Annotated in this window: 25 protein-coding genes; 14 read left to right on the forward strand and 11 right to left on the reverse strand. The window is 66.9% G+C overall.

The features are described from left to right. Positions 1-52: 52 nt before the first annotated feature. The 6 genes from FO044_RS12215 to FO044_RS12240 all read left to right on the forward strand — a co-directional run bounded on the left by FO044_RS12215 (position 53) and on the right by FO044_RS12240 (position 5,167). Entirely contained in the window at positions 53-1,519 is a 1,467-nt protein-coding gene (locus FO044_RS12215) for an aldehyde dehydrogenase (protein ID WP_132992175.1), read from the forward strand. Positions 1,520-1,585: 66 nt separating this feature from the next. Beyond that, a complete protein-coding gene (locus tag FO044_RS12220; protein WP_132992176.1) occupies positions 1,586-2,323 on the forward strand; it encodes an SDR family oxidoreductase in 738 nt (245 codons plus the stop codon). After that, positions 2,320-3,192, forward strand: coding sequence for an NAD(P)-dependent oxidoreductase (locus FO044_RS12225; RefSeq protein WP_143965737.1), 873 nt, complete (start codon positions 2,320-2,322; stop codon positions 3,190-3,192). Before FO044_RS12220 ends, FO044_RS12225 begins: the two co-directional genes overlap by 4 nt. After that, positions 3,189-3,587, forward strand: a complete 399-nt coding sequence (locus FO044_RS12230) for a carboxymuconolactone decarboxylase family protein (RefSeq protein ID WP_132992178.1) — start codon at positions 3,189-3,191, stop codon at positions 3,585-3,587. Before FO044_RS12225 ends, FO044_RS12230 begins: the two co-directional genes overlap by 4 nt. Positions 3,588-3,609: 22 nt before the next feature. Further along, the gene (locus FO044_RS12235; RefSeq protein ID WP_132993331.1) at positions 3,610-4,236 is read left to right on the forward strand and encodes a PaaI family thioesterase; all 627 of its coding nucleotides are present in this window, start codon (positions 3,610-3,612) and stop codon (positions 4,234-4,236) included. A 22-nt stretch (positions 4,237-4,258) separates the two neighbouring features. Continuing rightward, the gene (locus FO044_RS12240) at positions 4,259-5,167 is read left to right on the forward strand and encodes an amidohydrolase family protein (RefSeq protein ID WP_132992179.1); all 909 of its coding nucleotides are present in this window, start codon (positions 4,259-4,261) and stop codon (positions 5,165-5,167) included. 96 nt (positions 5,168-5,263) lie between these two features. On the opposite strand, the gene FO044_RS12245 is transcribed toward FO044_RS12240, so the two are convergent. Then, positions 5,264-6,232 carry an NADPH:quinone oxidoreductase family protein gene (locus FO044_RS12245; protein WP_186290547.1) on the reverse strand — a complete coding sequence of 323 codons (969 nt, stop codon included), beginning with the start codon at positions 6,230-6,232 and terminating at the stop codon, positions 5,264-5,266. 44 nt (positions 6,233-6,276) lie between these two features. Between FO044_RS12245 and FO044_RS12250 the strand changes: the two genes are divergently transcribed. Then, on the forward strand, positions 6,277-6,933 hold the full coding sequence (locus FO044_RS12250; RefSeq protein WP_132992180.1) for a class I SAM-dependent methyltransferase: 657 nt from the start codon (positions 6,277-6,279) through the stop codon (positions 6,931-6,933). A gap of 6 nt (positions 6,934-6,939) precedes the next feature. On the opposite strand, the gene FO044_RS12255 is transcribed toward FO044_RS12250, so the two are convergent. The 5 genes from FO044_RS12255 to FO044_RS12275 form a co-directional block, all read right to left on the reverse strand. Further along, the gene (locus tag FO044_RS12255) at positions 6,940-7,779 is read right to left on the reverse strand and encodes an LLM class F420-dependent oxidoreductase (RefSeq protein ID WP_132992181.1); all 840 of its coding nucleotides are present in this window, start codon (positions 7,777-7,779) and stop codon (positions 6,940-6,942) included. 77 nt (positions 7,780-7,856) lie between these two features. Further along, entirely contained in the window at positions 7,857-8,909 is a 1,053-nt protein-coding gene (locus tag FO044_RS12260; protein WP_132992182.1) for a glycoside hydrolase family 15 protein, read from the reverse strand. A 2-nt stretch (positions 8,910-8,911) separates the two neighbouring features. Further along, complete coding sequence (locus tag FO044_RS12265) at positions 8,912-9,625, reverse strand: class I SAM-dependent methyltransferase (RefSeq protein WP_132992183.1); 714 nt, start codon at positions 9,623-9,625, stop codon at positions 8,912-8,914. Continuing rightward, positions 9,619-10,986, reverse strand: a complete 1,368-nt coding sequence (locus FO044_RS12270) for a glycosyltransferase family 4 protein (protein WP_235831341.1) — start codon at positions 10,984-10,986, stop codon at positions 9,619-9,621. The genes FO044_RS12265 and FO044_RS12270 overlap by 7 nt, the downstream gene beginning before the upstream one ends. Beyond that, positions 10,986-12,659 carry an FAD-dependent oxidoreductase gene (locus FO044_RS12275; RefSeq protein WP_143965738.1) on the reverse strand — a complete coding sequence of 558 codons (1,674 nt, stop codon included), beginning with the start codon at positions 12,657-12,659 and terminating at the stop codon, positions 10,986-10,988. Before FO044_RS12275 ends, FO044_RS12270 begins: the two co-directional genes overlap by 1 nt. 151 nt (positions 12,660-12,810) lie before the next feature. On the opposite strand from FO044_RS12275, the gene FO044_RS12280 reads away from it, so the two are divergent. Beyond that, on the forward strand, positions 12,811-13,650 hold the full coding sequence (locus FO044_RS12280) for an acyl-[acyl-carrier-protein] thioesterase (RefSeq protein WP_132992185.1): 840 nt from the start codon (positions 12,811-12,813) through the stop codon (positions 13,648-13,650). A gap of 19 nt (positions 13,651-13,669) precedes the next feature. On the opposite strand, the gene FO044_RS12285 is transcribed toward FO044_RS12280, so the two are convergent. Both FO044_RS12285 and FO044_RS12290 read right to left on the reverse strand, forming a co-directional pair. Next, a complete protein-coding gene (locus FO044_RS12285; protein WP_412917595.1) occupies positions 13,670-14,227 on the reverse strand; it encodes a DUF3558 domain-containing protein in 558 nt (185 codons plus the stop codon). Then, positions 14,224-15,102, reverse strand: coding sequence for a DUF3558 family protein (locus tag FO044_RS12290; RefSeq protein ID WP_132992186.1), 879 nt, complete (start codon positions 15,100-15,102; stop codon positions 14,224-14,226). The genes FO044_RS12285 and FO044_RS12290 overlap by 4 nt, the downstream gene beginning before the upstream one ends. Before the next feature lie 276 nt (positions 15,103-15,378). Between FO044_RS12290 and FO044_RS12295 the strand changes: the two genes are divergently transcribed. Further along, complete coding sequence (locus tag FO044_RS12295; protein ID WP_132992187.1) at positions 15,379-15,831, forward strand: flavodoxin domain-containing protein; 453 nt, start codon at positions 15,379-15,381, stop codon at positions 15,829-15,831. 12 nt (positions 15,832-15,843) lie between these two features. Here FO044_RS12295 and FO044_RS12300 read toward each other — a convergent pair whose 3' ends face one another. Continuing rightward, the gene (locus tag FO044_RS12300) at positions 15,844-16,698 is read right to left on the reverse strand and encodes a DMT family transporter (RefSeq protein WP_132992188.1); all 855 of its coding nucleotides are present in this window, start codon (positions 16,696-16,698) and stop codon (positions 15,844-15,846) included. Between the two features lie 186 nt (positions 16,699-16,884). Between FO044_RS12300 and FO044_RS12305 the strand changes: the two genes are divergently transcribed. Both FO044_RS12305 and FO044_RS12310 read left to right on the forward strand, forming a co-directional pair. After that, positions 16,885-17,148, forward strand: a complete 264-nt coding sequence (locus FO044_RS12305) for a hypothetical protein (protein ID WP_235831342.1) — start codon at positions 16,885-16,887, stop codon at positions 17,146-17,148. Next, complete coding sequence (locus FO044_RS12310; RefSeq protein WP_132992189.1) at positions 17,145-17,639, forward strand: SixA phosphatase family protein; 495 nt, start codon at positions 17,145-17,147, stop codon at positions 17,637-17,639. The genes FO044_RS12305 and FO044_RS12310 overlap by 4 nt, the downstream gene beginning before the upstream one ends. Before the next feature lie 31 nt (positions 17,640-17,670). Here the strand turns inward: FO044_RS12310 and FO044_RS12315 are convergent, their stop codons facing one another. Next, a complete protein-coding gene (locus FO044_RS12315) occupies positions 17,671-18,792 on the reverse strand; it encodes a DNA polymerase IV (RefSeq protein ID WP_132992190.1) in 1,122 nt (373 codons plus the stop codon). Positions 18,793-18,990: 198 nt separating this feature from the next. Here FO044_RS12315 and FO044_RS12320 point away from each other — a divergent pair, with 198 nt between their 5' ends. The 3 genes from FO044_RS12320 (at position 18,991) to FO044_RS12330 (ending at position 21,566) form a co-directional block, all read left to right on the forward strand. Next, entirely contained in the window at positions 18,991-19,974 is a 984-nt protein-coding gene (locus tag FO044_RS12320; RefSeq protein WP_132992191.1) for an alpha/beta hydrolase, read from the forward strand. 128 nt (positions 19,975-20,102) lie between these two features. Then, a complete protein-coding gene (locus FO044_RS12325) occupies positions 20,103-21,014 on the forward strand; it encodes a type IV toxin-antitoxin system AbiEi family antitoxin domain-containing protein (protein WP_132992192.1) in 912 nt (303 codons plus the stop codon). 105 nt (positions 21,015-21,119) lie between these two features. Beyond that, positions 21,120-21,566, forward strand: a complete 447-nt coding sequence (locus FO044_RS12330) for an SRPBCC domain-containing protein (RefSeq protein ID WP_132992193.1) — start codon at positions 21,120-21,122, stop codon at positions 21,564-21,566. 111 nt (positions 21,567-21,677) lie between these two features. On the opposite strand, the gene FO044_RS12335 is transcribed toward FO044_RS12330, so the two are convergent. After that, a complete protein-coding gene (locus FO044_RS12335; RefSeq protein ID WP_132992194.1) occupies positions 21,678-25,634 on the reverse strand; it encodes a DNA-directed RNA polymerase subunit beta' in 3,957 nt (1,318 codons plus the stop codon). Between the last annotated feature and the right edge of the window lie 12 nt (positions 25,635-25,646).

A 25,646-nucleotide genomic window follows, 5' to 3' on the forward strand; every position in this document is an offset into this window, starting at 1 on the left:
TGAATTCAAGTCCAGACACCTGTCCAGAATAGATTCCGAGAGTGAGTCGAGAATGGCATTACGCCCATCCACGAGCAGCGACCTGTTGATCGACGGCCGGCTCCGCCCAGGCGGCGGAGGCACCTTCGACGTGATCAACCCCGCGACAGAGGAGACCATCGGGCAGGCCGCCGAGGCCACGTCCGACGACATGGACGCCGCGATCGCCGCCGCACGAACGGCTTTCGATCAGACCTCGTGGTCGCGCGATCACGACTTCCGTGCCCGGTGCCTGCGCCAGCTCCGCGACGCGCTCCTCGCCCACACTGACGAGCTTCGCGAGATCACCGTCGCCGAAGTCGGATGCCCGGTGTTCCTCACCCACGGTCCGCAACTCGTCGGCCCCATCACCGACCTGGGCTATTTCGCCGACCTCGCCGAGAACCACGAATGGCGGCAAGACCTCGGTGAAGCGAAGCCGATGGGCATCAAGAACACCCGAGAGCTCCGGTCCGAGGCCGTCGGCGTCGTCGGCGCGATCACCCCGTGGAACTTCCCGCACCAGATCAATTTCGCGAAGATCGGGCCGGCGCTGGCCGCAGGCTGCACTGTGGTCCTCAAACCGGCTCCCGACACTCCCTGGTCGGCGGCACTCGTCGGGAAGGTCATCGCTGAGGAGACCGACATCCCCGCCGGCGTGATCAACATCGTCACCTCCACCGACCACGGTCTCGGCGAGCAGTTGTGCGCCGATCCGCGGGTCGACCTCGTGTCGTTCACCGGATCCACCGACACCGGCCGCCGCGTGATGCAGACGGCGGCACCCACGCTGAAGAAGGTGTTCCTCGAACTCGGCGGCAAGTCGGCGTTCATCGTCCTCGACGACGCCGACATGGGCACCGCGTGCTCGATGGCCGCGTTCAACGTCGTCACCCATGCGGGGCAGGGCTGCGCCATCACCACACGCCTCGTCGTACCGCGCGAGAAGCTCGACGAGGCGACCCGACTCACCCGCGACGCGATGGCCGGCCTGACCGCAGGCGACCCGACCGACGGCGGAACCGTCTGCGGACCGCTGATATCGGCTCGGCAGCGCGAGCGCGTCGAGAGCTACCTGCAACTGGCCCGCGACGAGGGCGGAACCATCGAGATCGGCGGCGGCCGACCCGCCGACAAGGACCGCGGGTACTTCATCGAGCCGACCCTGATCGCAGGCCTGGACAATTCGACTCGCGTCGCACGCGAGGAGATCTTCGGCCCCGTCCTCGTGGTCATCCCGCACGACGGAGACCAGGACGCGATCGACATCGCCAACGACTCCCCCTACGGACTGTCCGGTCAGGTGTGGGGAACCGATCCGCAGCGCATCGACGCCGTCGTCACCGGTGTCCGCACCGGAACGATGGGCGTCAACGGGGGCATCTGGTACTCCGCCGACGTCCCCTTCGGCGGCTACAAGCAGTCGGGCATCGGCCGGGAGATGGGGGTACTGGGCTTCTCCGAGTACCTCGAGACCAAGGCAGTGGCGACGCCTGCATGACCGCTCCCCGGTCGGCACCACCGGAAACCGCACCAGACATTCGCATTCCACAGAAAGCAGAAGAGCATGCATGACAATCGATTCACGGACAAGACGGCGATCGTCACCGGAGCTGCGGGCGGCATCGGCGAGGCGTATGCGCGAGCGATCGCGGCGGAGGGCGGAAAGGTGGTGATCGCCGACGTCAACGATGAAGCCGGGCAGGCTGTAGCCGATTCCATCGGCGGTCTGTACGTGCACACCGACGTCGCCGACCCGGAGTCGGCGGAGAATCTCGTCGCTACCACCGTCGACACGTACGGGAAGATCGACGCGCTGGTCAACAACGCCGCAATCTACGGCGGCATGAAGCTCGACTTCCTCACCACCGTGCCGTGGGACTACTACAAGAAGTTCATGAGCGTGAACCTCGACGGCGCACTCAACGTGACACGCGCCGTGCACAAGCACATGAACCGCGGCGGCGCCATCGTCAACCAATCCTCCACCGCAGCATGGGTGTACAGCGGCTTCTACGGTCTTGCCAAGGTCGGCGTCAACGGCCTCACCCAGCAGCTCGCCGTGGAGCTCGGCGGCCAGAAGATCCGCATCAACGCGATCGCCCCCGGCCCCATCGATACCGAGGCCACCCTCACCACCACTCCGGAGGAGATGGTGAAGGACATGGTGTCGAAACTGCCGTTGGGCCGAATGGGCACGCCAGAGGATCTGGTCGGCATGTGCCTGTTCCTGCTCTCCGACGAGGCGAGCTGGATCACCGGACAGATCTTCAATGTGGACGGCGGACAGGTCATCCGCTCATGACCTCCGGACCGCTGCGCCTCGGATTCGTCGGACTCGGCGACATCGGCGGTCCGATGGCCACGCGATTCGCCGCACACGACGGCGGGCTCACCGTTCACGACCTGAGCCCGGAGGCCGTCGCACGCCTCGTCGACGCAGGCGCCGAATCGGCTCCGTCGCTGGCCGACCTGGCCGCGGCATCCGATCTCGTCGGAATATGCGTTCGTGACGACGCGCAGGTCCGCGACGTCGTCGAAGGCATGATCGAGTCACTCGCGCCCGGAGCGTTGATCGTCGTGCATTCGACGATCTCCCCCGAGACGGCGTCCGACCTCGCAGCCCGATGCTCCCGCTCCGAAGTCGCCCTGCTGGACGCTCCCATCTCGGGCGGTGCCGTCGGCGCGAAAGACGGCCGACTCGCCATCATGGTCGGCGGCGGTCGCGACGCCTACGAACGCGCGAAACCCGCGCTCTCGCTGGCAGGCGACATGATCGTCCACGCCGGCGAGAGCGCGGGCGACGGCACCCGCATGAAGTTGGCGCGCAACCTGTTGCACTTCATCTCGTTCACCGCGACCACCGAAGCAGCTCGGCTCGCCGAAGCCGCGGGCATCGACATCGTGAGACTCGGCAAGGTGGTCCGACACACGGACGCCGTCACCGGGGGCCCGGGCGCCATCATGCTCCGCGACACCACCGCACCCATCGCGACCGACGACTTCTGGCACGGGGTCTTCACGCACGTCCGCGACCTCGGCGAGAAGGATCTCGGCCTGGCGCTGGGTCTCGCCGAACGGCTCGACGTCGACCTGCCACTCGGCAAGCAGTCACTGGCCCGCCTCGCAGACGGGCTGGGCGTCCCCCACCACACACCCGAAGGAGAACGATGAGCGAGCACGATCAGCCCGCCGACACGATGACCGAGCAGCGTCGCAAAGGTCTGGCGATGATGTCGGAGGTGTACGGCTGGGAGATGTCCGACGGCCCCGGCGACTTCTTCAGCCATACCGCTGACCAGGTCTTCGGCGAGGTGTGGAGCCGTGACGGCCTCACCCACCGTGACCGGCGCCTGATCCTGCTCGGCGCCCTTGCTGCGGGCGGTCACACCGACGTCGCCGAGATCCAGGCCGGCGCCGCCCTCGGCAACGGCGAACTGACACCGGAGGAGCTGACCGAGATCGGCCTGTTCCTCTGCTACTACGTCGGATGGCCGCTCGGCACCAAGATGACGATGATGTTCGGCGAGGTCGTCAAGAAGCACCGCAGATCCCAGCGGACCGAATGAACGGCTCAACCCGATGACCCCCATGGACTTCCGGCTCGAAGACATCGACGACGCCGAGATCGAACGGCGTCTGAGCGTCGTCGAACCGCTGACGGATGCGGTACGAGATCTGGTCGACGCGGTGATCCGCACCGAGATGCCGGACGAGGACCTGCATGCCGCCCAGACGGCGATCGAGGCCGTGGTCGGCACCCTGCGCACCAAGCAGCGGGACGGCGGCTTCGGAGTCCCGTTCACCCCGGACATGAGAGGCATGCCGTGGGGAAACGCCGTGGTCGGAGCACGAAATGCGGTGGCACCGCCACTGCACATCGACGCCCGTGACGGTATTGCCGAATGCGAGATGACATTGGGCGCCGCCTACGAGGGCCCCGGCGGATGCGTGCACGGCGGTGTCGCTTCCCTGGTTCTCGACCAGATGGCGGGCGAGGCTGCGAGTACCGGCACGACGCCGTCGTTCACGGGGACGCTGACCGTCCGGTACCTCCGGCCCACACTTCTCGGACGCCTCCGTGCTCGCGCCGAGGTGGAGAGCGTCGAAGGGCGCAAGACGTTCGTGCGGGCGTACATCGCCGATGACGAGGGTCCGACCGTGGAGGCCACGGCGATCATGATCGCGCCGAGGAGCAACCCCGCCGTACGCCCCTGATCCGGAAGGTAGCGTCGGGCCCATGTGCGACGACCACGACCCTGCACCGTTCTCGACGGCGGAATGCGACGCGGTAAGAGATATCTGGCGAGGCCTCGGCCTGCCGGGAATCGTCGACGTCCACACTCATTTCATGCCGCGTCGCGTCCTCGACAAGGTATGGGCGTACTTCGATTCGGCGGGTCCGATGCTCGGTCGCGAGTGGCCCGTCGCCTATAGAGCCGACGAAGCCGACCGTGTCGAGACGCTGCGCCGCTTCGGTGTCCGCGCCTACTCGTCGATGATCTATCCCCACAAGCCGGATATGGCGGAGTGGCTCAACTCGTGGGGCGCCGACTTCGCGGCAGGCCACCCGGACTGTCTGCGCACGGCGACCTTCTACCCCGAACCGGAGGCACCGCGGTATGTCGCCGCCGCGATCTCATCGGGTGCGCGCGTCTTCAAGTCGCACATCCAGGTCGGCGAGTACTCGCCGGTCGACCCGCTGCTCGACGACGTCTGGGCGCAGATCTCCGACGCCCTGGTTCCCGTCGTCATCCACTGCGGCTCGGGGCCTGCGCCCGGGACGTACACGGGCCCGGAACCCGTCCGGCGACTACTAGAGCGGTTCCCGAAGCTTCCGCTGATCGTCGCGCACATGGGCACACCGGAGTACGAGGACTTCCTGGTCCTCGCCGAGAAGTACGAGAACGTACGGCTCGACACCACCATGTCGTTCACCGACTTCTCCGAGGAACTCAGTCCGTACCCGCGCGACCTGCATCCGCGGCTCGCCGACCTGGGCGGCAAGATCCTGTTCGGCAGCGACTTCCCGAACATCCCCTACGGCTATCCGGAGGCGCTGACCGCGTGCGTGCGCCTGGATCTGGGCGACGACTGGCTGCGCGGCGTGTTTCACGACAACGCTGCCGAGCTGTTCGGGATCGGCTGACTCCGGCGTCTCGCATCACCGACACGTAGAACTCGGTTTCTGGTGGTCCCAGCCGAGTAGTCGGCGCGTACGGGTTGGTGATGCGGAGCGCCGACGTCACTCCGAGATTCGGACGACGGCCTTGCCGTGCACCCTTCCCTCAGCCAGATCGGCGAGGGCGGTCGGCAGATCGGCGAGGGGGTAAGTCCGGCTGACCGGCGGACGCATTCCGTCGCCGATCATCTCCACCAGCTCGTCGTGCAGCAGACCGGGGACCTCGGGGCGCCTGCGGATGTACTCACCCCACGCCGCTCCCACCACCGAGATGTTGCGGAACAGCAGACGGTTGACCTTGACCGTGGGAATGCCGCCTGCGGCGAACCCGATGACCACGTACCGGCCATCCAGGGCAACGGTGCGCAGCGCTTCGTCGAAGACGTCGCCGCCGACCGGATCGATCACCACGTCGACGCCTCCGCCGGACAGCTCGAGGACCTTCTCCTTCCACCCGTCGGCCAGCTGCACCACCTCGTCGGCACCCAGTTCGCGCAGCATCTCCTCCTGCCCGGTGCGATGGACGACGGCGATCACCTTGGCGCCCATCTCCTTGGCCACGAGGATGGATGCGACGCCGACGCCGCCGGCCGAGCCGAGCACCGCGACCACCTCACCCGGCGCGGTCTGCGCGCGCAGCTTCAGCGCGAAGAGCGCAGTCTGGAAATTGATGCCGAGAGCGGCGCCCTCGTCGAACGACAGCTCGTCGGGCAGCGGATAGATCTGCTGCTCGGCGACGGCGACCTGCTCACCGAAACCTCCGAGCAACGACGCGACGACCACCCGGTCGCCCACCGCGAACGCCCCGTCGTCCGGCGCCTTGCTCACCACGCCGGCGACTTCGGTGCCGGGGGTGAACGGCAGCGGCGGCCGCAATTGGTACTCACCGCGACTCATGAGCAGATCGGGAAAGCACACGCCACACGAACGCACGTCGACGAGGTACTGATCCGCCTGCGCCTCCGGAGCCGGAATGTCTCGGAGTTCGAAGCCGGACGGACCGGTTTCGCTGACGATCACCTGAGCCTTCATGGGTTTCAGCGTATCGCCATCGACGGCCCCCGTACGATCGATTCATGGCATTCCCGACCGCTTCGACGACCCTTTCCGACGACCGCCGCACAGTCGCCGACGCAACCCCCGGGTTCATGCCCGCGGACGAGGCGGACGCGCTGCATCGAGTAGCGGATCATTATCTTTCCCAACGGGATTCGGTCGGTGTCGGGGTGGAGATCGGCACGTACTGCGGTAAGTCGACCGTGTACTTGGGCGACGCCGCCGAGCGGCACGGCGCACTGGTCGTCACCGTCGATCACCACCGTGGGTCCGAGGAGCACCAGCCCGGATGGGAGTACCACGACACCTCGCTCGTCGACTCGCACGCCGGCCTGCTGGACACTGCGGCACGCTTCCGGCGCACCATGTTCGACGCGAAGCTCGAGTCCACGGTGCTGGGATTCCTCGCGCCGTCTGCGGCCGCGGCCCTAGTCTGGGGCAAGCCCGCCGACTTCGTCTTCATCGACGGCGGCCACTCGATGCAGGCCGCCCAGACCGACTACGACGGCTGGTCCCCTTGGGTCCGGACCGGTGGCGCGCTCCTGATCCACGACGTCTTCCCGGACCCGGCCGATGGCGGACGGCCCCCGTACGAGATCTACCGGCAGGCGCTCGATTCGGGACTGTTCACCGAGGTCGACGCCTACGGCTCACTGCGGGTCCTCGTTCGGGCCTGACCCGCTTCACAAACCGAGCTTGCCGGCCAGCTTCGTCAGGTACGCACGGGCGGTGTCGGCATCCTTGTCCGGGAGTCCGTAGATGACGCGCGTGACGCCGATGTCGCGCCATCGCGAGAGACGTTCGGCATCGGGCCGGATGTCGATCGCGACGATCTCCGGCGCGCCCTCGCGTCCGGCATCGCTCCAGACCCGATTGAGCAGCTCCACCGAGTCGTCGATGTCGGTCTCCCCCGGCGTGGTGATCCAGCCGTCCGCACTGCGCGCGATCCACTTGAAGTTCTTCTCATTGCCCGCAGCGCCCACGGTGACGCCGATGGTCCGCGACGGTTTGGGCCACGCCCAACTCGGCCCGAACTCGACGAACTCCCCGTGGTACTCGGCCTCCTCCTGCGTCCACAGGGCACGCAGGGCTTCCAGGTACTCACGCAGCATCGTGCGACGGCGTCCGGCGGGCACGTGATGGTCGGCCAGCTCGTCGAGATTCCACCCGAAACCGACGCCCAGATTCACGCGTCCCCCGGAGATGTGGTCGAGGGTGGCGATGGTCTTCGCGAGCGTCAGCGGATCGGACTGCACCGGCAGTGCGACCGCCGTCGACAGCTCGATGCGCGACGTCACGGCAGCAGCCGACGCGAGAGACGTCCACGGATCGAGAGTGCGCATGTATCGCTCGTCAGGCAGGGTCTCGTCACCGGTACGCGGGTGCGCGGCATCGCGTCTGGTCGGAATGTGACTGTGCTCGGGAACGTAATAGGCGGCGAACCCGGCCTCTTCGATGAGCGGTGCGAGCTCATGCGGGCGAAGTCCGCGGTCGCTGGTGAACTGCACGATTCCGAAATCCACGTACCCTCCAGGCGGGTTGGCATTCGCCCCCGACCACTCTTGGACGGGAGACTGGACACCTGTCCAGTAATTCGAGTCTAGCGGTGCACCGCGGATGCGATCCGGGTTTGCTCGATATCGCGGAAGATTCCACTCCCCGGCGTCGCACGACTGATCGCATCGGCCGCCAGCACCACGGCGCCGGCGGTCCAGCAGCTCAACTCCACCGGCCAGCGCTTGCCGTCCGAGAAGACCAACCCGGTCCAGTAGGAGCCGTCGTCCTCCCGCAGATGCTGAATCGACTCGACCAGAACCGCCGCCCGGTCGACGTCGCCGAGCGCCTCCACGGCCATCGCGAGCTCGCACGTCTCCGCACCCGTGACCCACGGGTGGTCCACCACGCACCGCGCGCCGAGGCCGTCGACGACGAACTCGTCCCAATGCGCCGCGATCAGCTCGCGACCGGTCGCACCGCGCACCGCACCGCCGAGCACCGGGTAGTACCAGTCCATCGAATGAACGGACGGCGGATCGAACACCGAACCCCGCTGCGCCATCTCGGCATCGAAGGCGTCCGCGAGACCGTCGGCGCCGTCGCGCCACGTGACCGGCTCGTCCAGCGCCTCAGCGATCCGGATCCCGCACTGCAGCGCTGTGTAGATACTGGAATTCCCGGTGATCAACGCATTCGCGAACATCGCGCCGGTCTCGTGATCCGCCGCCCACCGGAAGGCGCCGTCGCTCCGTGCGAACACCAGGACCCGCTCGATCGCATCACGGACCGCGGGCCACATCCGGACCAGGAAGTCCGTGTCGTCGACGATCAGGAAGTGATGCCACACCCCGACTGCGATGTACGCGCAGAAGTTGCTGTCGACACCGGGATCGACCACGCGCCCCGCACGCCACTCGATCGGCCACGATCCGTCCGGCCGCTGGGTACGCCGCAGCCAGTCGTACGCGGCTTCGGCCTCGCGCCGGAATCCCGTGGCCGACAACGCCATCGCCGACTCCACGTGATCCCACGGGTCGGTCTTGCCGCCCGGGAACCACGGCAGTGCACCGGCGGGCTCCTGCATTGCGGCGATCGACGCACCGGTCGCCCGGACCTGCTCGGTCGAGAGCACACCGGATACGGATGGGATGGGCATCGTCAGGCCGGTTTACGCAGGTAGATCGCTACCGACTTGCCGACGATCGGGTTCAGGAGCTGCTCGGACGCCCGCGTCACGAGCGGCTTGCTCATCATGTCCCACACCAGCATCCTGTGGTAGCCGCGCACCAACGGGTTGTTCTCGTTCTCCACGCCGACGGCGCACTTGATCCACCAGTAGGGCGCGTGCAACGCGTGGGCGTGATCGCTGCCGGTCACCTCGAGGCCGGCCGCTGCGAGCTTCGCCGCCAACTCCGATTCCCGGTAGATGCGGACGTGCCCGCCCTCCACCTCGTGGTACTCGTCGGAGAGCGCCCAACAGATCTTCTCCGGCCAGAAACGCGGAACCGTCACCGCCGCAAGACCTCCCGGCTTCAGGATGCGGACCATCTCGGCGATCGCCGCATCATCCTCGGGAATGTGCTCGAGAATCTCCGACATCAGCACGACGTCGAACGACGCATCCTCGTAAGGCAGGCCGAGGGCGTTTCCGACCTGTGTCTTCGCGTTCCCCTGCTCGGGGACCTCGCCCGCGGCCACGAGTGCGCCGAACATCTCCGAGACGTCGGCCATGTCGCGCTCGTTCTGGTCGAACGCGGTGACGTCGGCGCCCCGGCGCAGCATCTCGTACGAATGACGCCCCTGTCCGGCACCGATGTCGATGACGCGCACGCCAGGTCCAACCCGCAACTTGTCGAAATCGACTGTCAGCACGCGGTCTCTCCTTCCCGATCCTCCGCAACGGAGGACTCGGCGATATCGTCGATGGCCACGCCGGTGACTGCCGTGATCGCGGCACGGTACCGGTCGGCGGTGGCCGCGGCGACGGCCTTCCAGCTGTACTTCTCGGTCACCCGCGAACGACCTCCGGTCCCGAGCCGGTGACGCAGATCCGGATCGCCGAACAGTCGCAGGAACGCCTGCGCCAACTCCCCGGCGTCGCCGGGTCGGACGAGGATCGCCGCCTGCTCGTCTGCGCCGACGACCTCCGGGATGGCCCCGGCACGAGTTGCCACGAGCGGGGTACCGCAGCTCATCGCCTCCACAGCCGGAAGGGAGAACCCCTCGTACAGCGAAGGCACACAGGCGATCTCGGCGCTCCCCAGCAGGTCGGCCAGTTGATCGTCACCGATTCCCGACACCACGGACACCCGGTCGCCGATCGACAGTTGGTCGATGAGCTTGGCTGACGGCCCCTCCGGATCCAGCTTGGAGACCAGGACGAGTTCCACCGGCTGCTCCGCAGCGACCTTCGCCACCGCCTCGAGGAGGAATGAGACTCCCTTGAGCGGCGCGTCCGCACTCGCCACGCACACGATCCGCCCCGGCACTCGCGCACCGCGCGGAGCGAACACCTCGGTGTCCACGCCGAGTGGGATCGTCGCGAGCGTTCCCGGCCGCACACCGAACGCGTTCCTGATGTCATCCTCACTGCTTCGCGACACCGTCAGGAGCGACGGGATGCGCCGCGCCACCCGTCCCTGCATGGCCAGGAACGAGTGCCAGCGCCAGGCGGTGATCTTCTTGAATCTCTTCGCAGCCTTCACGGCCAGCGCACGGTCGCGCGTGATCGGGTGATGGATCGTGGCGACGAGGGGGAACCCGGCCCGCCGGATCGCCAGCAGACCGTAGCCGAGGCACTGGTTGTCGTGGACGACGTCGAAATCGGCCCGACGCTCCCTCAGAAGGCGCGCCACCCGCAGGCTGAACGTCAGCGGTTCGCCGAACGCGGCCGTCCACATCGACGCCACTTCGAGCACGTCGATCCAGTCGCGGTACTCGCCGGGCCGCGGAGTGCGGAAGGGGTCGGGTTCGCCGTACAGGTCCAGACTCGGCACCCTGGTGAGGGTGACGCCCGCATCGAGCGCCGCTTGATCGAGATCCGGGTAGGGCTGGCCGGAGAAGATCTCCACCTGATGCCCCAGTAACGCCAGCTCACGAGCCAGATGGCGCACGTAGACGCCCTGCCCGCCGCAGTGCGGCTTGCTCCGATACGAGAGCAGCGCGATCCGGAGTGCGCCCCCGGGTCCGTTCGCGTTCTTACGAGAGCCGAGAGGCACGACAGCGTCGTTCACTACGCACCGTCTCCAGCGGACTGCGCAGCAGATTCGAGTTCGTTCACGCTTACCAGCTTCACACGTCGCCGTCCGGCCTGCTTCCCCGCCGTCTTCTCAACGGTGTCGATGGCCTTCCAGCCCGCCAGGTCGACACGCTGGGCACCCCGCTCGGTGACCAGTTCGACGACGTCGTCCGCATCCCGGCTCGGGGCGGGCAGCACGCCGTTCGCGAAGTCCTCGACGATCGCCCTGGCCGCTTCCTGACCGCATTTGCGGTTCCGGCCGATGCCGCCCGTCGGTCCGCGCTTGACCCAGCCCGAGACGAACAGACCGGGCAGGCGGTCGCCGCCGGTTCCGTCGAGCACCCGGCTCTCGTCGCTGGGGACGACAGCACGGTCGGCGTCGAACGGCAGCCCCTCCACGGGACGTCCGCGGTAGCCGACCGACCGCACCACCAGGCCGGTCGCCAACGTCCCGGTCTCATCCGTCGGTTCGATCCGCCCGTCGCCGACGTAACGGTTGCGCACGTACTCGACGGAGGCGACACCGTCGTTGTCGCCCACGATCGTGGTCGGCGAGGCCAGGAAGTCGAAGATGATCTTCATGTTGCCGTCGACCTGCGGACGTTCGGCGAACTCGCGGGCCAACCGGATCTTGGTGGCGATCACCGAGTCGAGTGAGTCGTCGGCCTCGGCGGCCGCCGCTTCCTCGCTGAGCACCAGTTCGTCCGGCATCACCACGTCGACCCCCTCGAGGTCACCGAGCGACAGGAACTCGCTGTTGGTGAACGCACCGTGCTCGATGCTCCGTCGGGCCATCACGATCACCTCGCGCACCTTGGAGCCGCGGAGCACGTCCAGTGCGTGGTCCGCGATGTCGGTGCCTGCCAGCTTCTCGGGATCGGTGACCAGGATCCGTGCGACGTCGAGCGCCACGTTGCCGTTGCCGACGATCACCGCCTGCTCCGATGACAGATCGAAGTCCCGATCCGCGTAATCGGGGTGTCCGTTGTACCAGGCGACGAAATCGGTTGCTGCGATCGAACCGGGCAGGTCCTCGCCCTCGATGCCGAGACGGCGATCGTGCGGCGCACCCACTGCGTACAGCACCGCTCCGTACCGTTCACGGAGTTCGTCGGGCGTGATGTGGGTTCCCACCTCGACATTGAGGTGATAGGTGAAGTTGGGTTTGCGCTCGACGGCGGAGAACGTGTTCTCGACGCCCTTCGTCTTCGCGTGGTCGGGTGCGACGCCCGCCCGAACCAGCCCGTACGGGGTCGGCAGACGGTCGTACATGTCGACCTTGATCTGCCGGCGCTTCACGAGTTCCTCGGCGGCGTAGAACGCGGCGGGCCCCGCGCCCACGATCGCCACCCGCAGTTCGTCGTCGGGCAACTGCGGCGCCTTCTGATGCTTGACCAGCCCGCCGTCGACGTCGTGGTCCTTGTAGTAGTCCGCATTGATCTGCAGGTACGGTTCGTCGGCCTTCGCCAGCTGATCGTCGGGATAGATCGCGCTCACCGGGCACTCGTCGATGCACGCGCCGCAGTCGATGCACGTGTCCGGGTCGATGTACAGCATCTCCGCCGTCATGAACTCCGGCTCGTCCGGAGTGGGGTGAATGCAGTTGACTGGACAGACGTCCACGCAGGAGCCGTCGTTGCAACAGGGACGTGTGATTACGTGCGCCATCTGGTCTTCCTCCGTGGTCGCGAACCGACCTCGCCATAGGGTGAACGTGTTCTAGTTTTAAAGTTGAGCGTAGCGTAACGACAAGCCACGAGCGAGACGCAGCCCACATGTACGTCTCATTCTGTCATCCACCTCAGGAGATACTCGAACCGTGACCACATCGCGCGAAAACGAACCACTCGGCGAGCGCAAAGCGGGCGCACGGTGCTTCTCGACCGAGTACGCAGTCCGCACCGGCGACATCGACCAGCAGATGCGCGTCCGCCTCGACGCGCTCGCCCGCTACCTGCAGGACGCCGCGAACGACAACCTCGCCGTCACCGAGTTCGCCGACACGGATCCGTTCTGGATCGTGCGCCGCACGGTCATCGACGTCATCGAACCCCTGACCTGGCCGTCGGACATCCGCGTCGAACGCTGGTGCGGGTCCATGTCCACCAGGTGGACCAACATGCGCGTGAGCCTCATCGGTGACGCCCAGACGAACCGCTTCAATCCGGACGAGCGCCCCGGCGGACATGTCGAGACCGAAGCGTTCTGGATCAACGTGAACGAGCAGGGCATGCCCTCACGGATCAGCGACGTGGCACTCGACATCCTGACCGAGATGACCGACGAGCACCGCCTGCGGTGGAAAGCCATGAACCCGGAGAAGGCGCCCGCACCATCCGAGCTGGCACTCCCCGACCGCGAGCACGTCCTGCGCATCACAGATTTCGATCCGTTCAAGCATCTGAACAACGCGGCCTACCTCGAGGCGGTGGAAGACGAGCTCGTCGAGCACATGGACTTGCTCGAGGGGCCGCACCGTGCGGTGATCGAGTACCTGCGCCCGATCGCACCCGGGACGCCGATCACGATCCGGCGCCGACGAGACGACGACCGACTGCTCGTCTGGTTCCTGACTCCGGGCCCCGGCTCCACCGGTACCGACGACGAGCTCGTGGTCAGTGCGACCGCATCCGTCGCCGTGACCGAGGCGCCGGCTTAGGCCCGATCGGTCAACCGATTCAGTACGCGCCGGTCAGGATCATCTCCATCAAGCGGATCGGTGCGGCGCACGCATCGCCCGCAGGTGGCTGCCGGGGTTCCACCCACCATGTGTAGATCCCCCCGCCCGGGGCTTTCGCCGTCACTCCGCACACACCCGGACGTTTCGGATCGCGGGCGGTGAAGCCCGCCTGACTTCGCACTTTGACGTTCTCCGTGGTGAACCCGAGCCGCTTCGCGGTGTCCTTCTCGTGGTTGTACGACCCCCACTCGAACCAGTTGAACATCACGTGGACGACTCCGGGCGTCGCGACCGCCCACCGGCAGTTCGCTCCGAAGAACTCGGGGTCGGCGATCCCGCCGCCGACGGCCTCGCCGATCTTCGCAGCCGGAAGCACATCGCATTCCGCGAGCAGCTTCTCGAACCTGTCCGTGTCGACGTGCCCGGTGTCGGTTCCCGCGGAACGGCCCTCGCGAACCGCCGTGCCGTCGACCGAGCAGGCCGCCAGCCCGACCGTCGCGACGACGGACAGCGCCAGCGCGGTCCCTGCGCGCCGCATTCGGTCACCGCGCATCATCCCGCCTCCTTCACGACTGTCTCGGCGAGCCGCTTGGCCCCGGCGCACACGGCATCGGTCGGCATGGTCGGCGCACGGTCGGGGCCCAGGCCCGCGTGAACGGATATCTCGATGAAGTCCGCGTCCCAGGAGAGCCCGATCTCGCAGATCGCCCCGGTGTAGGCGATGAACCCGGGTACGCCGTCGACGCTGTAGTCCTGGGTCAGATCCCGCGACAACTGCTCCGTTCCGCGTTCACGGCCGATCGGGGAACCCCGGTACCAGTTGAACGACACGGACGAGAATTCGCTGGCGGGGCCCTGCCATTCGCAGGCGGACGGATTCTCGACGGCCGGCTGAAGACCTTCGATACGTGTCAGACGCGCCACTTCGCCGGCGTCGAGTCCGCCGCAACGCTCGAAGTCGGGGCCCGTGCCCGCTTGCGGCGTCGGTGCCTCACCCTCCGTGCCGGACGGTCCGCTGTCGCCGCAACCCGTGAGGACGAGCATCCCGACCGCAGCCAGGACAGTCAGGAACGTGCCGGTGCGGAACTTCTCCAACTGGCGCCGCTCCCGCTTCGTCGGCCTGCCTGCACCGCGATCACGTCGGGGGAGGCTCGCCAGCACCTCGCGCGGCGGAGGCGGCGGACTGTGGTCGATGTAGTTCTCCGCCGCCACCGGCGCAGACACCCGCTTGTTGATCAGGCCGGTGACCTCGACGATCCGCTCTCGCCCGCCGGTCCGGACGGTCACCTGGTCGCCGACGGCGACCGTTGCCGAGGGCTTCACCGTGTTGCCGTTGAGACGGACGTGTCCGCCCTTGCACGCAGCGCCGGCGGCCGAACGAGTCTTCGTCAGGCGGATCGCCCAGATCCAACTGTCGATGCGGGTCGCCATCGACGTCCCCCTTCTCCCGGGCTCGTGCGTGTGATCTTCTCCACCCACCATATCCACGCGGTGCGCCGCACCCCGGAACGCGAGCGGTGAACTCGACCGGCTGACATACCTCACCAGTGCCACCGGCACGCAGTATCGCCGGGAACCGAACGGATGCCGCCGGGAACCACGCCGACGTCCTGCCTGAAATCCCCTGGTCGGGGATTCGACTCGACGAAATGGTTACGCTACCGTAATCGTCGTCGCTGACCCCGAATCATCCAGGAGCACTACCTCATGGCCGCTGTCATCCTTTACGGCACCGAGACCGGAACCGGCGAGCTCGTCGCCGACTCGATCGCTGACGTCCTGGCTGCCGACCATGACCCGTCGGTGTACGACATGTCCGAATACGCTGCGGAGGATCTCGACGCCGACGATTTTCTGGTCGTCGTCTGCTCCACGTACGGCGAAGGCGAGCTGCCGTCGAGCGCTCTCCCGTTCGGGGACGAACTCGACGAGGAGAAGCCCGACCTGGCAGGTCTGCGCTTCGCGGTCTTCGGACTCGGCGACAGCGTCTACGACGACACGTTCAATCGCGGAGGCGAGGTCATGGCGGAGAAGCTGACCGCGCTCGGCGCGACCGAGGTCGGCGAGCACTACCGTCACGACGCCTCGAGCGCCGAGAAGCCCGCCAAGGCCGCCGAAGCCTGGGCGGAACGCCTCAAGGCCGTCATCGACGCCGCCTGAGCAGCAGAGAACTCACACCACCGCATCCGCGGTGACCGGTGCTTCCCACCGGTCACCGCGGATCGCCGCATGTTTGGCCAGTTTCACCACGGCGATGCTCGCCAATGCCAGCACCACGGCGAGGAACGCCATCATCGCCACGCTCACGTCGATGCTCTCGCCCAGGAGCACCACTCCGAGCAGCATCGCCACGGTCGGTTCCATGACGTTCATCGCGGGGAACGATGTCTGCAGGTCCCCGGATCCGAAGCCGCGTTGCTGGGCCACCACTGCGAGGATCAGGATCGGGATCAGCAGGTAGATCTCGTAGTGCAGGAACACCGAGAACGTGTCGTCCATGATGCGCCATGCGACCGTCTTGATCAGCACTGCGGAGACGCCGAAGAGCGCGCCGGAGGCTAGTCCGTAGAACAGCGCGCGGTGGTGGTCGTTTCGACACCGCTCGGCCACCACGACGAGACCGATGAGGCCTGCGGTGACCACCCCGACCGTGATTCCCGTGGTCACCACCTCCGGTCTGCGGTCGGTTGTGGTCGGTCTGGCGATCAAGAGGAACACCACCACGCACACCACCAGCAGGGCACCCCACGCCCATTCGGACGGCCGCGGGTGCCGATGATCGGCCCAGGCCTCCAGCGGCAGTGCGAAGAGCACTGCCAGGATGACCAGTGGTTGCACGAGAAGAATGGACCCGAGCCCCAGGGACGTCGCCTGCAGGAAGAATCCGGTGAACGCGATGGCGGCCCCCAGCGACCAGCCTGCACCGATTCCGCCGCGCGGACCCGAGGCGCGCTGGCGCAGCACGGTTCCGACGGCGATCAGCAGCGCTGCTGCGGTAGCCAATAGCGCGGGGACCCAGGTGTGCATCCTTTTCAGCTTATCGGTCAGTCGGCCCGTGCACGCGCGTCGCACCATGGCATGCGGGCAAGATCACCGTTCACCAGTCGCGGTCCCCACGGCGATCGAAGGCGGCCCGGACCGGCCCCACCGCACTCCTGCCCGAGGAGTCCGTGGTCCCACGATTTGTCGGAGGCCGGATCTACTCTGATTGTCATGTACCGAAGTGAGTTGGAACGCCTGATGACCCTGGCATCGGTGGACATCGATGCCGCCTGCCGCGGTGAGCGCATCGAATCGCTGATCACTCGCTGCTTCGACGAGCACCTCGAACTGTCCGACCTGGCCGGTGAGGCCGCCGACGCGGACGATCTCGCCACCCACGACTTCTACTCCCAGGAGGCGTCCGCGTGGCGGTCCACCGCACAGGTGCTGAGACGGATGGCGACGCCCGCACGTGCGCATGCCGGTGCGGCATGAGCGCCGCAGCACCGCGCACCCTAATCCTTCTGCGCCACGGCAAGAGCGACTATCCGCTCGGCGTCGACGACCACGCCCGACCGCTCAACGATCGCGGGGACCGACAGGCGGCTCTGGCCGGAGACTGGATCCGCGACGACGGGCACCAGATCGACGCGGTTCTGTGCTCGACGGCCACGCGCACCCGCCTGACACTCGCACGGACCCGGATCGATGCACCGGCTCAGTTCATCGACGACATCTACGGTGGCACCCCACGCGAACTGTTCGAGGTGATCCGCGTCCACGCGCCCGCAGACGCCTCGACGCTGCTGATGGTCGGGCACTTCCCAGGTATGCCCGAAGCCGCATTCGCACTCGATCCGTCGGCCGAGATCGACCGGTTCCCGACCTCGGCGTACGCCGTGCTGCAGATCGGCACCGACTGGGACCGGATCGGCCTCGACGAAGACCCAGACGCCGCACTGCAGGCCCTCCGGATTCCTCGCTAGCTCTCGTTCCGCCCAGTCACGAACGCGGCGGCTACTCGGGGTCGAGAAGTTCGAGCCGCACCGCTATCAACCGGACCGGACGTTGCACGTCGAAGGCCTCTAGCAATTTCCAGGCGACCGGAACGATCGCGTCGAACGACGTGGTCGGCGTCGCCAGCTTCCGCATCTTGGTACGCGTGTAGAACGTCGCGGTCCGCACCGTGAGTCCTACTCGGAACGGAATCCGCCCCTCGCCCTCCACTTGGTCGAGGACCTCCTGTGTCAGGTCGGCGACCGCGCGCCGGATCTCGTCGGCGTCGGTCAGGTCGGCAGCGTACGTCCGCGCCTTCGAATGCGACTTCGCGACCCGGTCCTGCGTCGCGATCGCATCGTCTCCCCCGCCACGACACAGGACGTACAGCCAATTGCCCTGACTGGGCCCGAAGGTCGCCACCAGGTCGTCACGGTGGACGCTGACGAGTTGGTCGACGGAGTCGACGCCCTGATCGGCGAGCTTGGCCGCAGTCTTGGGGCCCACGCTCCACAGATCCCGGCACGGACGCGGCCCCATGAGTTCCGCCCAGTTCCCATCGTCGAGGGCGAACACCCGGTCCTGCGGACCGCTGCCGGGGGCCCTGATGGCGGTTTTGGCGAATCCGGTGGCCATCTTGGCTCGTTGCTTGTTGTCCGAGATCCCGAGACAGCAGCTCAGCTCCGTCCGGTCGAGCACGGTTCGGCGGATCTCGTCGGCGAGGGCCGCGACGTCGCCTGCGTCCAGCACCGCTGCCGTGTCGCGGGGCTCGACACCGACGTATCCCTCGTCCCAGCCCCACACCTCGACCGGATGGCCGAACTCGCGGATCACGTCCATGACCTTCGCCGATTCGGCTTCGTAACGCGCCATGTCCAGGGGCAGGAACAGCGCCTCGGGGGCCTTCCTCCGGGCCGCGGGCAACGGCAGTCCGGCGCGCACACCGAGCGCCCGCGCCTCGTACGACGCGCACGTCACCACCTGACGTGCCCGTGAAGGATCACCGTCGCCGCCGACGACGACCGGCACTCCCACCAGGCCACGATCGCGCAACCGCTCCACCGATACCTGGAACTGGTCCAGGTCGAAGTGCAGCAACCACCGGAATCGGGGCGGTGATGCTGCGTCGGGTTCATCGGCCACATATCCACTTTAGGAGTCCACCGCGCCGTGCACCCGCTGTCTTCCGCCTTCTGCCCTCGACCTTCTGCTGCCAGGCCCCTACCCCTTGCCTTCTGCACGCCGCCTACCGCCGATCACTTACATCGACCCGCATCGATCTGGCATCAGGACGATCACGGCCGTTTCCTGACACCCGAGGTCGCACCTAACCTGAGCCACATGCGTAACTTCTGCGCGCGAGCGGCGCGCCGGGCAGTGGTCGCCGGAGTGCTGGTCGCCCTCACGGCAGCACTGGCGCCCGCCGTGGGAGCGGCGGATGCCGCACCCAGGATCGTCGGCGTAGCGCGCATCGAAGCCCGTACCGACCTGGTCTCGGTGTACTCACCGTCCATGCGCCGCGTGGTTCGCAATCATGTCCTGCACCCGGTGGGAAAGCCCGCGGGTCTGCCCGCTTTCTACATGCTGCCCGGCATCGGCGGCGGTGAGGACCGCATCTCCTGGTACCACAACGGCGGTGTCCGTGAATTCTTCGCACACAAGCCCGTCAACGTGATCCTGCCGATCGGCGGCAGGTTCTCGATGATGACCGACTGGCAGAACGCCGACCCGTCGCTCGGCGTCAACAAATGGCAGACCTACGTGAACCGCGAACTGCCGGCAGTCATCGACAGGTCGTACCGGACCAGCGGAGCGAACGCCCTGTCGGGCGTCTCGATGTCGGCCGGGCCGGCCCTGGACATCGCGACCCACGCACCGAGGCGCTACCGCGCCGTCGCCGCGTACAGCGGCTGCCCGGGAACCACCGATCCTCTGGGCCTCATGGCGACCAACGCCGTGGTCGCGCGCGGCGGCGGCAACGTGCTCAACATGTGGGGACCGCCGGGCAGCCCGGCCTGGTACCACCACGACCCCGTCGTCAATGCGGGGAAGCTCCGCGGTAAGGCCGTCTACCTGTCTGCGGGATCGGGCGTCCCCGGCCCTGTGGACGGCGATCTCCTGCGCAACGGGGGCGGCATGGTCGGCGGAAACGTCATCGAGGCCGTCTCACTGCGCTGCACCGAGAACATGTCGCGACGTCTCAACAGTCTCGGCATCGCGCACGAGTTCATGCATCGCCCAGACGGCGTCCACACCTGGGGCCTGTTCAAGGCCGGACTCCACGACTCCTGGCCGATGATCGCCCGCGCCATCGGCGCCCGGTAACTCACTCTCGTTCCCGCGGCAGGTACTGCTTCCCGCGGCGCGTGCAGAGGCCGCGGGAAGAAGTAGGTGCCGCGGGAGTCATGTGGAATCGCGCGGCACCGACGAGACGCCGCGTGCGTCTAACGAGTATGAGCCCAACTGCCGATACCGAGACAATTCGTCGGACCGACTTCGTCGATGCCGGCTACAGCGATCACCAGATCGCGCACGCCGTCGCCCGCGGCGACGTGGCCAAGGTGTCGCGTGGCGTTTACGCGGCGCCGGACCGGATTGCGGCGCACCCGGACGCCGGTAGCGAACTGTACCGACTGCGCTGCCGGGCTGCGGCGATAGCCGACGACGCCGTGCTGAGTCACCAGTCTGCGGCAGCCGTGCTGGGCCTGCCGGTGCTCCGTCCCGACCGGATGCGGGTCCACGTCATCAACGGCTCTCCCGGAAACGGAAAGGTCCGGCCGACCAGACACACGCACGCAGGCCCCTTCGACGACGACGTCGTGCTCGTGGACGGAGTCGCCGTCACGAGCCCGGCGAGGACCGCTGTGGACCTCGCGTGCTCCACCCGATTCGCGTCGGCGCTGACGGCGTGCGACGGAGCCCTCGCGCTCGGCGCGTCACGGGATCAGCTGCTGGAGTGTCTGCACCGCCGTCGACGACGCGGTGCACGGGTCGCATCGCGGGCGATCGAGTACGCCAACGCACGATCCGCGAATCCCGCAGAGTCGTGGAGCCGTGCTCAGATGATCGACGGCAGGCTACCGGCTCCGGACCTTCAGACGCGTTTCACCATCGGCACGGGGCAGGCGTTCGTCGACTTCTGCTGGGACGACAGACTCGCAGGCGAGTTCGACGGTCGGATCAAGTACGGACGCGATCTGCGGCGCGGTGAGACCGCCGCCGATGCGGTATCCCGGGAGAAGGTTCGCGAAGATGCGTTGCGCGCTCAAGGGCTCATGGTGGTGCGGTGGACGAGGGCCGACCTGGAACGCGGCACCATGCTCGACCGGATCCGGTTCTGGGTGCAGAGGCTTGATCTGCTGTGACCGCCGCTCCCGCGGCAGGTACATCGTCCCGCGGCCTCGGCCAGCGCCGCGTGAAGCACTACCAGCCGCGGGAAGGAAACGAGAACACGTTCTACGATGGGGTGCATGCCACTGATCACCGATAGCTCCATCGACATCGACGCCCCCGCCGACGTCGTCTGGCGAGTGCTGACCGACTTCGACGCGTACGGCGAATGGAATCCCTTCCAGGTCGAATGCTCGTCGACCCTGGAACCGGGCGCTCCACTGGACATGAAGTTCCGCCTCGGCCCCGGCGGACTGCGCTCCGCACGCGAGTACATCGTCGACGTCGACCCCGGAAAGACCTTCGCGTACAGCATGAAGCGTGTCCCCCTCGGCGCCGTCCGCAGCCTTCGCCGTCACACCGTCATCGACCTCGGGGACGGACGCAGCCGCTACGAGTCGCACTTCGAGATCACCGGGCCGGTGTCCGGTTTGGTGAAGCTGACGCTCGGAAAGGAGCTCGTGGCCAAGTTCGCCTCGGTCACCGAAGCCGTCGGTCCCCGGGCAGAGGCACTCGCACGCTCGTGAACCACGCCCGCTGAACACCACATACCGGCTACCGAACACCGAACACCAAACACCGAACCGAAAAGTGCCCCTGCCTGACCCAGGCAGGGGCACTTTCGTCGAATCAGCGGATCAGCGGAAGTCGCTGCCGAATCCGTAGTCGTCCAGCGGGACGGCGGCACCGCTCGGAGCGCCGAAGGCGCCTTCCGGGCTGTAGTAGGTGTCGTCGTACGTCGGGAGAGCGTATGCCGCGGCACGCGCTTCCTCGGTCGGCTGAACCTCGATGTTGCGGTAGCGGTCGATGCCGGTACCGGCCGGGATCAGCTTACCGATGATCACGTTCTCCTTGAGGCCGACGAGACGATCGCTGCGGCTGTTGATGGCCGCATCGGTCAGCACTCGAGTGGTCTCCTGGAACGACGCCGCCGACAGCCACGAATCGGTGGCCAGCGACGCCTTCGTGATGCCCATCAGGACCGGGCGTCCGGCAGCAGGCTCGCCGCCCTCGGTCACGACCGAACGGTTCGCGGCCTCGAACTCGGCACGCTCGGTCAGCGAGCCCGGCAGGAACTCGGTCGCACCGGAATCGATGATCGTCACGCGACGCAGCATCTGGCGGACGATCGTCTCGACGTGCTTGTCGTGGATCGACACACCCTGGCTCCGGTACACCTCCTGGACCTCGTTGACCAGGTGGATCTGCACCTGACGCGGGCCCATGATGCGGAGCACCTCGTGCGGGTCGGCAGCACCCTCCATGAGCTGCTGACCGACCTCGACGTGGTCGCCGTCGGCGAGCAGACGCTCGGTGCCGTCCTCGTGCTTGAAGACGCGCATGCGCTGACGCTTCGAGATCTTGTCGTAGACGACCTCTTCGCTGCCGTCGTCCGGGACGATGGTGATCTTGTAGAAGCGATCGTCGTCCTCGACCTGAACCCGGCCCGACACCTCGGCGATCGGCGCCTTGCCCTTGGGCACGCGAGCCTCGAACAGTTCCGTGACACGCGGCAGACCGCCGGTGATGTCGTCACCGACACCACCCTGGTGGAAGGTACGCATCGTCAGCTGGGTACCGGGCTCACCGATCGACTGGGCGGCGATGATGCCGACCGCTTCGCCGATGTCGACGAGCTTGCCGGTCGCCATGCTGCGGCCGTAGCAGTGAGCACAGACGCCGGTGCCCGTCGCACAGGTCAGAACCGAACGGACCTTCACCTCGGTGACGCCGGCCTCGAGGAGAGCCTCGATCGCCGGGTCGCCCAGGTCGTGGCCGCGCTCGATCACGACGTTGCCCGAGGAGTCCTTGGCGTCGACCGCGAGGGTGCGGGCGTACGCCGAGGTCTCGACGTGCGGGTCGCGGATGAGCACGCCCTCGGCCGAACGCTCGGCCAGCGGGACCATGATGCCGCGCTCGGTGCCGCAATCGGTCTCGCGGACGATGACGTCCTGCGACACGTCCACCAGACGACGGGTCAGGTAACCCGAGTCGGCGGTACGCAGCGCCGTGTCGGCCAGACCCTTACGGGCACCGTGCGTATTGATGAAGTACTCGGCGACGGTCAGGCCCTCACGGAACGAGGACTTGATCGGACGCGGGATGAACTCACCCTTCGGGTTGGTGACCAGGCCCTTCATGCCCGACAGGTTACGAACCTGCGTCATGTTGCCGGTCGCGCCCGAGCGCGGGATCATCGTGATCGGGTTGTCCTCGGGGTAGTAGTCCTCGAGAGCCTTACCGACCTCCTCGGTCGCCTGCTTCCAGATCTCGACCAGTGCGTCACGACGCTCGTCGGTCGTCAGGCCACCACGCTGGAACTTGCGCTCCAGCCCATCGGCCCGCTCCTCGTAGCGTTCGAGGATCTCGGCCTTGGCCGGCGGCACGAGGACGTCCGACATCGAGACCGTGACACCCGAACGGGTCGCCCAGTAGAAGCCGACGTCCTTCAGCTTGTCGACGGTCTGAGCGACGACGATCATCGGGTAGCGCTCGGCGAGGTCGTTGATGATCACGGCCTGACGCTTCTTCGGCATCTGCTCGTCGATGAACGGGTAGTCCACCGGGAGCAGCTCGTTGAACATCACGCGACCCAGGGTGGTGGTGGTCTCCCACGCATCGCCCTTGCGCCAGCCCTCGGGGAACTGCTCGGCCTCGACGTCCGCGGGCGGACGCTGATCGGTCAGCCGCACCTTGATCGACGCCTGAATGCTCAGTGCGCCGCGGTCGACGGCCATGATGGCCTCGGACGGGCTCGAGTAGGCGCCACGCTCGATGTCGTCCTTCGACGACTCGGTGTACTCGCCGACCTCACCCGGCTTCTGGGTGGTCAGGTAGTACAGACCGGTCACCATGTCCAGACGCGGCATGGCGAGCGGACGGCCCGACGCCGGCGACAGGATGTTGTTCGAGGACAGCATCAGGATGCGCGCCTCGGCCTGCGCCTCCGCCGACAGCGGCAGGTGCACGGCCATCTGGTCACCGTCGAAGTCGGCGTTGAAGGCCTCACACACCAGCGGGTGCAGCTGAATGGCCTTGCCCTCGACGAGCTGCGGCTCGAACGCCTGGATGCCCAGACGGTGCAGCGTCGGAGCACGGTTCAGCATGACCGGGTGCTCGGCGATGACCTCTTCGAGGACATCCCACACGGCGGGACGCTGACGCTCCACCATGCGCTTGGCCGACTTGATGTTCTGCGCCTGGTTCAGATCGACCAGACGCTTCATCACGAACGGCTTGAACAGCTCGAGGGCCATCAGCTTCGGCAGACCGCACTGGTGCAGCTTGAGCTGCGGGCCGACGACGATGACGCTACGGCCCGAGTAGTCGACACGCTTGCCGAGCAGGTTCTGACGGAAGCGACCCTGCTTGCCCTTGAGTAGATCGGACAGCGACTTGAGCGGGCGGTTGCCCGGTCCGGTTACCGGACGGCCACGACGGCCGTTGTCGAACAGTGCGTCGACCGACTCCTGAAGCATGCGCTTCTCGTTGTTGACGATGATCTCGGGCGCACCGAGATCGATCAGTCGCTTGAGACGGTTGTTGCGGTTGATCACGCGGCGGTACAGGTCGTTCAGGTCGCTGGTGGCGAAGCGGCCACCATCGAGCTGGACCATCGGACGCAGCTCCGGCGGGATCACCGGGACGGCCTCGAGGACCATCGCCTGCGGCGAATTGCCCGAACGCTGGAATGCCGCGACAACCTTGAGACGCTTGAGAGCGCGGAGCTTCTTCTGCCCCTTGCCGCTGCGGATGGTCTCGCGAAGCGACTCGGCCTCGGCGTCGATGTCGAAGGTCTCGAGGAGCTTCTTGATCGCCTCGGCACCCATCGAGCCGGTGAAGTACTCGCCGAAGCGGTCCTCGAGCTCGCGGTACAGGCGCTCGTCCACGATCAGCTCGCCCGGAGCCAGCTTGGTGAACTTGTCCCAGATCTCGTCGAGAGCCTCGACCTCGCGGTTCGCGGCGTCGCGCATGCGCTTGAGCTCACGCTCGCCGGCATCGCGGACCTTGCGCTTGGCGTCGGCCTTGGCCTCTTCGGCCTCCAGCTCGGCCAAGTCGGCCTCGAGCTTGCTCTGGCGCTCGGCCAGTGCGACCTCGAGGTCGTCCATGATGGCCTTGCGCTCGACGCCCATCTCGGCCTCACGGGTCGACAGCTCTGCGTGACGCAGCTCGTCGTCCACCGAGGTGATGACGTAGGCGGCGAAGTAGATGATCTTCTCGAGATCCTTCGGGGCCAGGTCGAGCAGGTAGCCCAGACGGCTCGGCACGCCCTTGAAGTACCAGATGTGCGTGACCGCAGCAGCCAGCTCGATGTGGCCCATGCGCTCACGACGCACCTTGGCCTTGGTCACCTCGACGCCGCAGCGCTCACAGATGATGCCCTTGAAGCGAACGCGCTTGTACTTGCCGCAGTAGCACTCCCAGTCGCGGGTCGGTCCGAAGATCTTCTCGCAGAAGAGTCCGTCCTTCTCCGGCTTCAGGGTGCGGTAGTTGATGGTCTCCGGCTTCTTGACCTCACCGTACGACCACGTATGGATGTCATCGGCCGTTGCAAGACCGATCTTCAGTTCGTCGAAAAAGTTGACGTCGAGCACGTGTTACCTTTC

This window comes from Gordonia zhaorongruii, assembly GCF_007559005.1.
Taxonomy (GTDB): Bacteria; Actinomycetota; Actinomycetes; order Mycobacteriales; family Mycobacteriaceae; genus Gordonia; species Gordonia zhaorongruii.

Excerpts from the sequence above, each read along its gene's own strand:
- FO044_RS12325 (WP_132992192.1), top strand. The coding sequence starts at position 20,103 with ATGAGCCCAACTGCCGATACCGAGACAATTCGTCGGACCGACTTCGTC.
- FO044_RS12310 (WP_132992189.1), top strand. The coding sequence starts at position 17,145 with ATGAGCGCCGCAGCACCGCGCACCCTAATCCTTCTGCGCCACGGCAAG.
- FO044_RS12230 (WP_132992178.1), top strand. The coding sequence starts at position 3,189 with ATGAGCGAGCACGATCAGCCCGCCGACACGATGACCGAGCAGCGTCGC.
- FO044_RS12285 (WP_412917595.1), bottom strand. The coding sequence starts at position 14,227 with ATGATGCGCGGTGACCGAATGCGGCGCGCAGGGACCGCGCTGGCGCTG.
- FO044_RS12330 (WP_132992193.1), top strand. The coding sequence starts at position 21,120 with ATGCCACTGATCACCGATAGCTCCATCGACATCGACGCCCCCGCCGAC.
- FO044_RS12300 (WP_132992188.1), bottom strand. The coding sequence starts at position 16,698 with ATGCACACCTGGGTCCCCGCGCTATTGGCTACCGCAGCAGCGCTGCTG.
- FO044_RS12260 (WP_132992182.1), bottom strand. The coding sequence starts at position 8,909 with ATGCCCATCCCATCCGTATCCGGTGTGCTCTCGACCGAGCAGGTCCGG.
- FO044_RS12225 (WP_143965737.1), top strand. The coding sequence starts at position 2,320 with ATGACCTCCGGACCGCTGCGCCTCGGATTCGTCGGACTCGGCGACATC.
- FO044_RS12295 (WP_132992187.1), top strand. The coding sequence starts at position 15,379 with ATGGCCGCTGTCATCCTTTACGGCACCGAGACCGGAACCGGCGAGCTC.
- FO044_RS12245 (WP_186290547.1), bottom strand. The coding sequence starts at position 6,232 with ATGAAGGCTCAGGTGATCGTCAGCGAAACCGGTCCGTCCGGCTTCGAA.
- FO044_RS12215 (WP_132992175.1), top strand. The coding sequence starts at position 53 with ATGGCATTACGCCCATCCACGAGCAGCGACCTGTTGATCGACGGCCGG.
- FO044_RS12305 (WP_235831342.1), top strand. The coding sequence starts at position 16,885 with ATGTACCGAAGTGAGTTGGAACGCCTGATGACCCTGGCATCGGTGGAC.
- FO044_RS12290 (WP_132992186.1), bottom strand. The coding sequence starts at position 15,102 with ATGGCGACCCGCATCGACAGTTGGATCTGGGCGATCCGCCTGACGAAG.
- FO044_RS12235 (WP_132993331.1), top strand. The coding sequence starts at position 3,610 with ATGGACTTCCGGCTCGAAGACATCGACGACGCCGAGATCGAACGGCGT.
- FO044_RS12220 (WP_132992176.1), top strand. The coding sequence starts at position 1,586 with ATGCATGACAATCGATTCACGGACAAGACGGCGATCGTCACCGGAGCT.
- FO044_RS12250 (WP_132992180.1), top strand. The coding sequence starts at position 6,277 with ATGGCATTCCCGACCGCTTCGACGACCCTTTCCGACGACCGCCGCACA.
- FO044_RS12240 (WP_132992179.1), top strand. The coding sequence starts at position 4,259 with ATGTGCGACGACCACGACCCTGCACCGTTCTCGACGGCGGAATGCGAC.
- FO044_RS12275 (WP_143965738.1), bottom strand. The coding sequence starts at position 12,659 with ATGGCGCACGTAATCACACGTCCCTGTTGCAACGACGGCTCCTGCGTG.
- FO044_RS12320 (WP_132992191.1), top strand. The coding sequence starts at position 18,991 with ATGCGTAACTTCTGCGCGCGAGCGGCGCGCCGGGCAGTGGTCGCCGGA.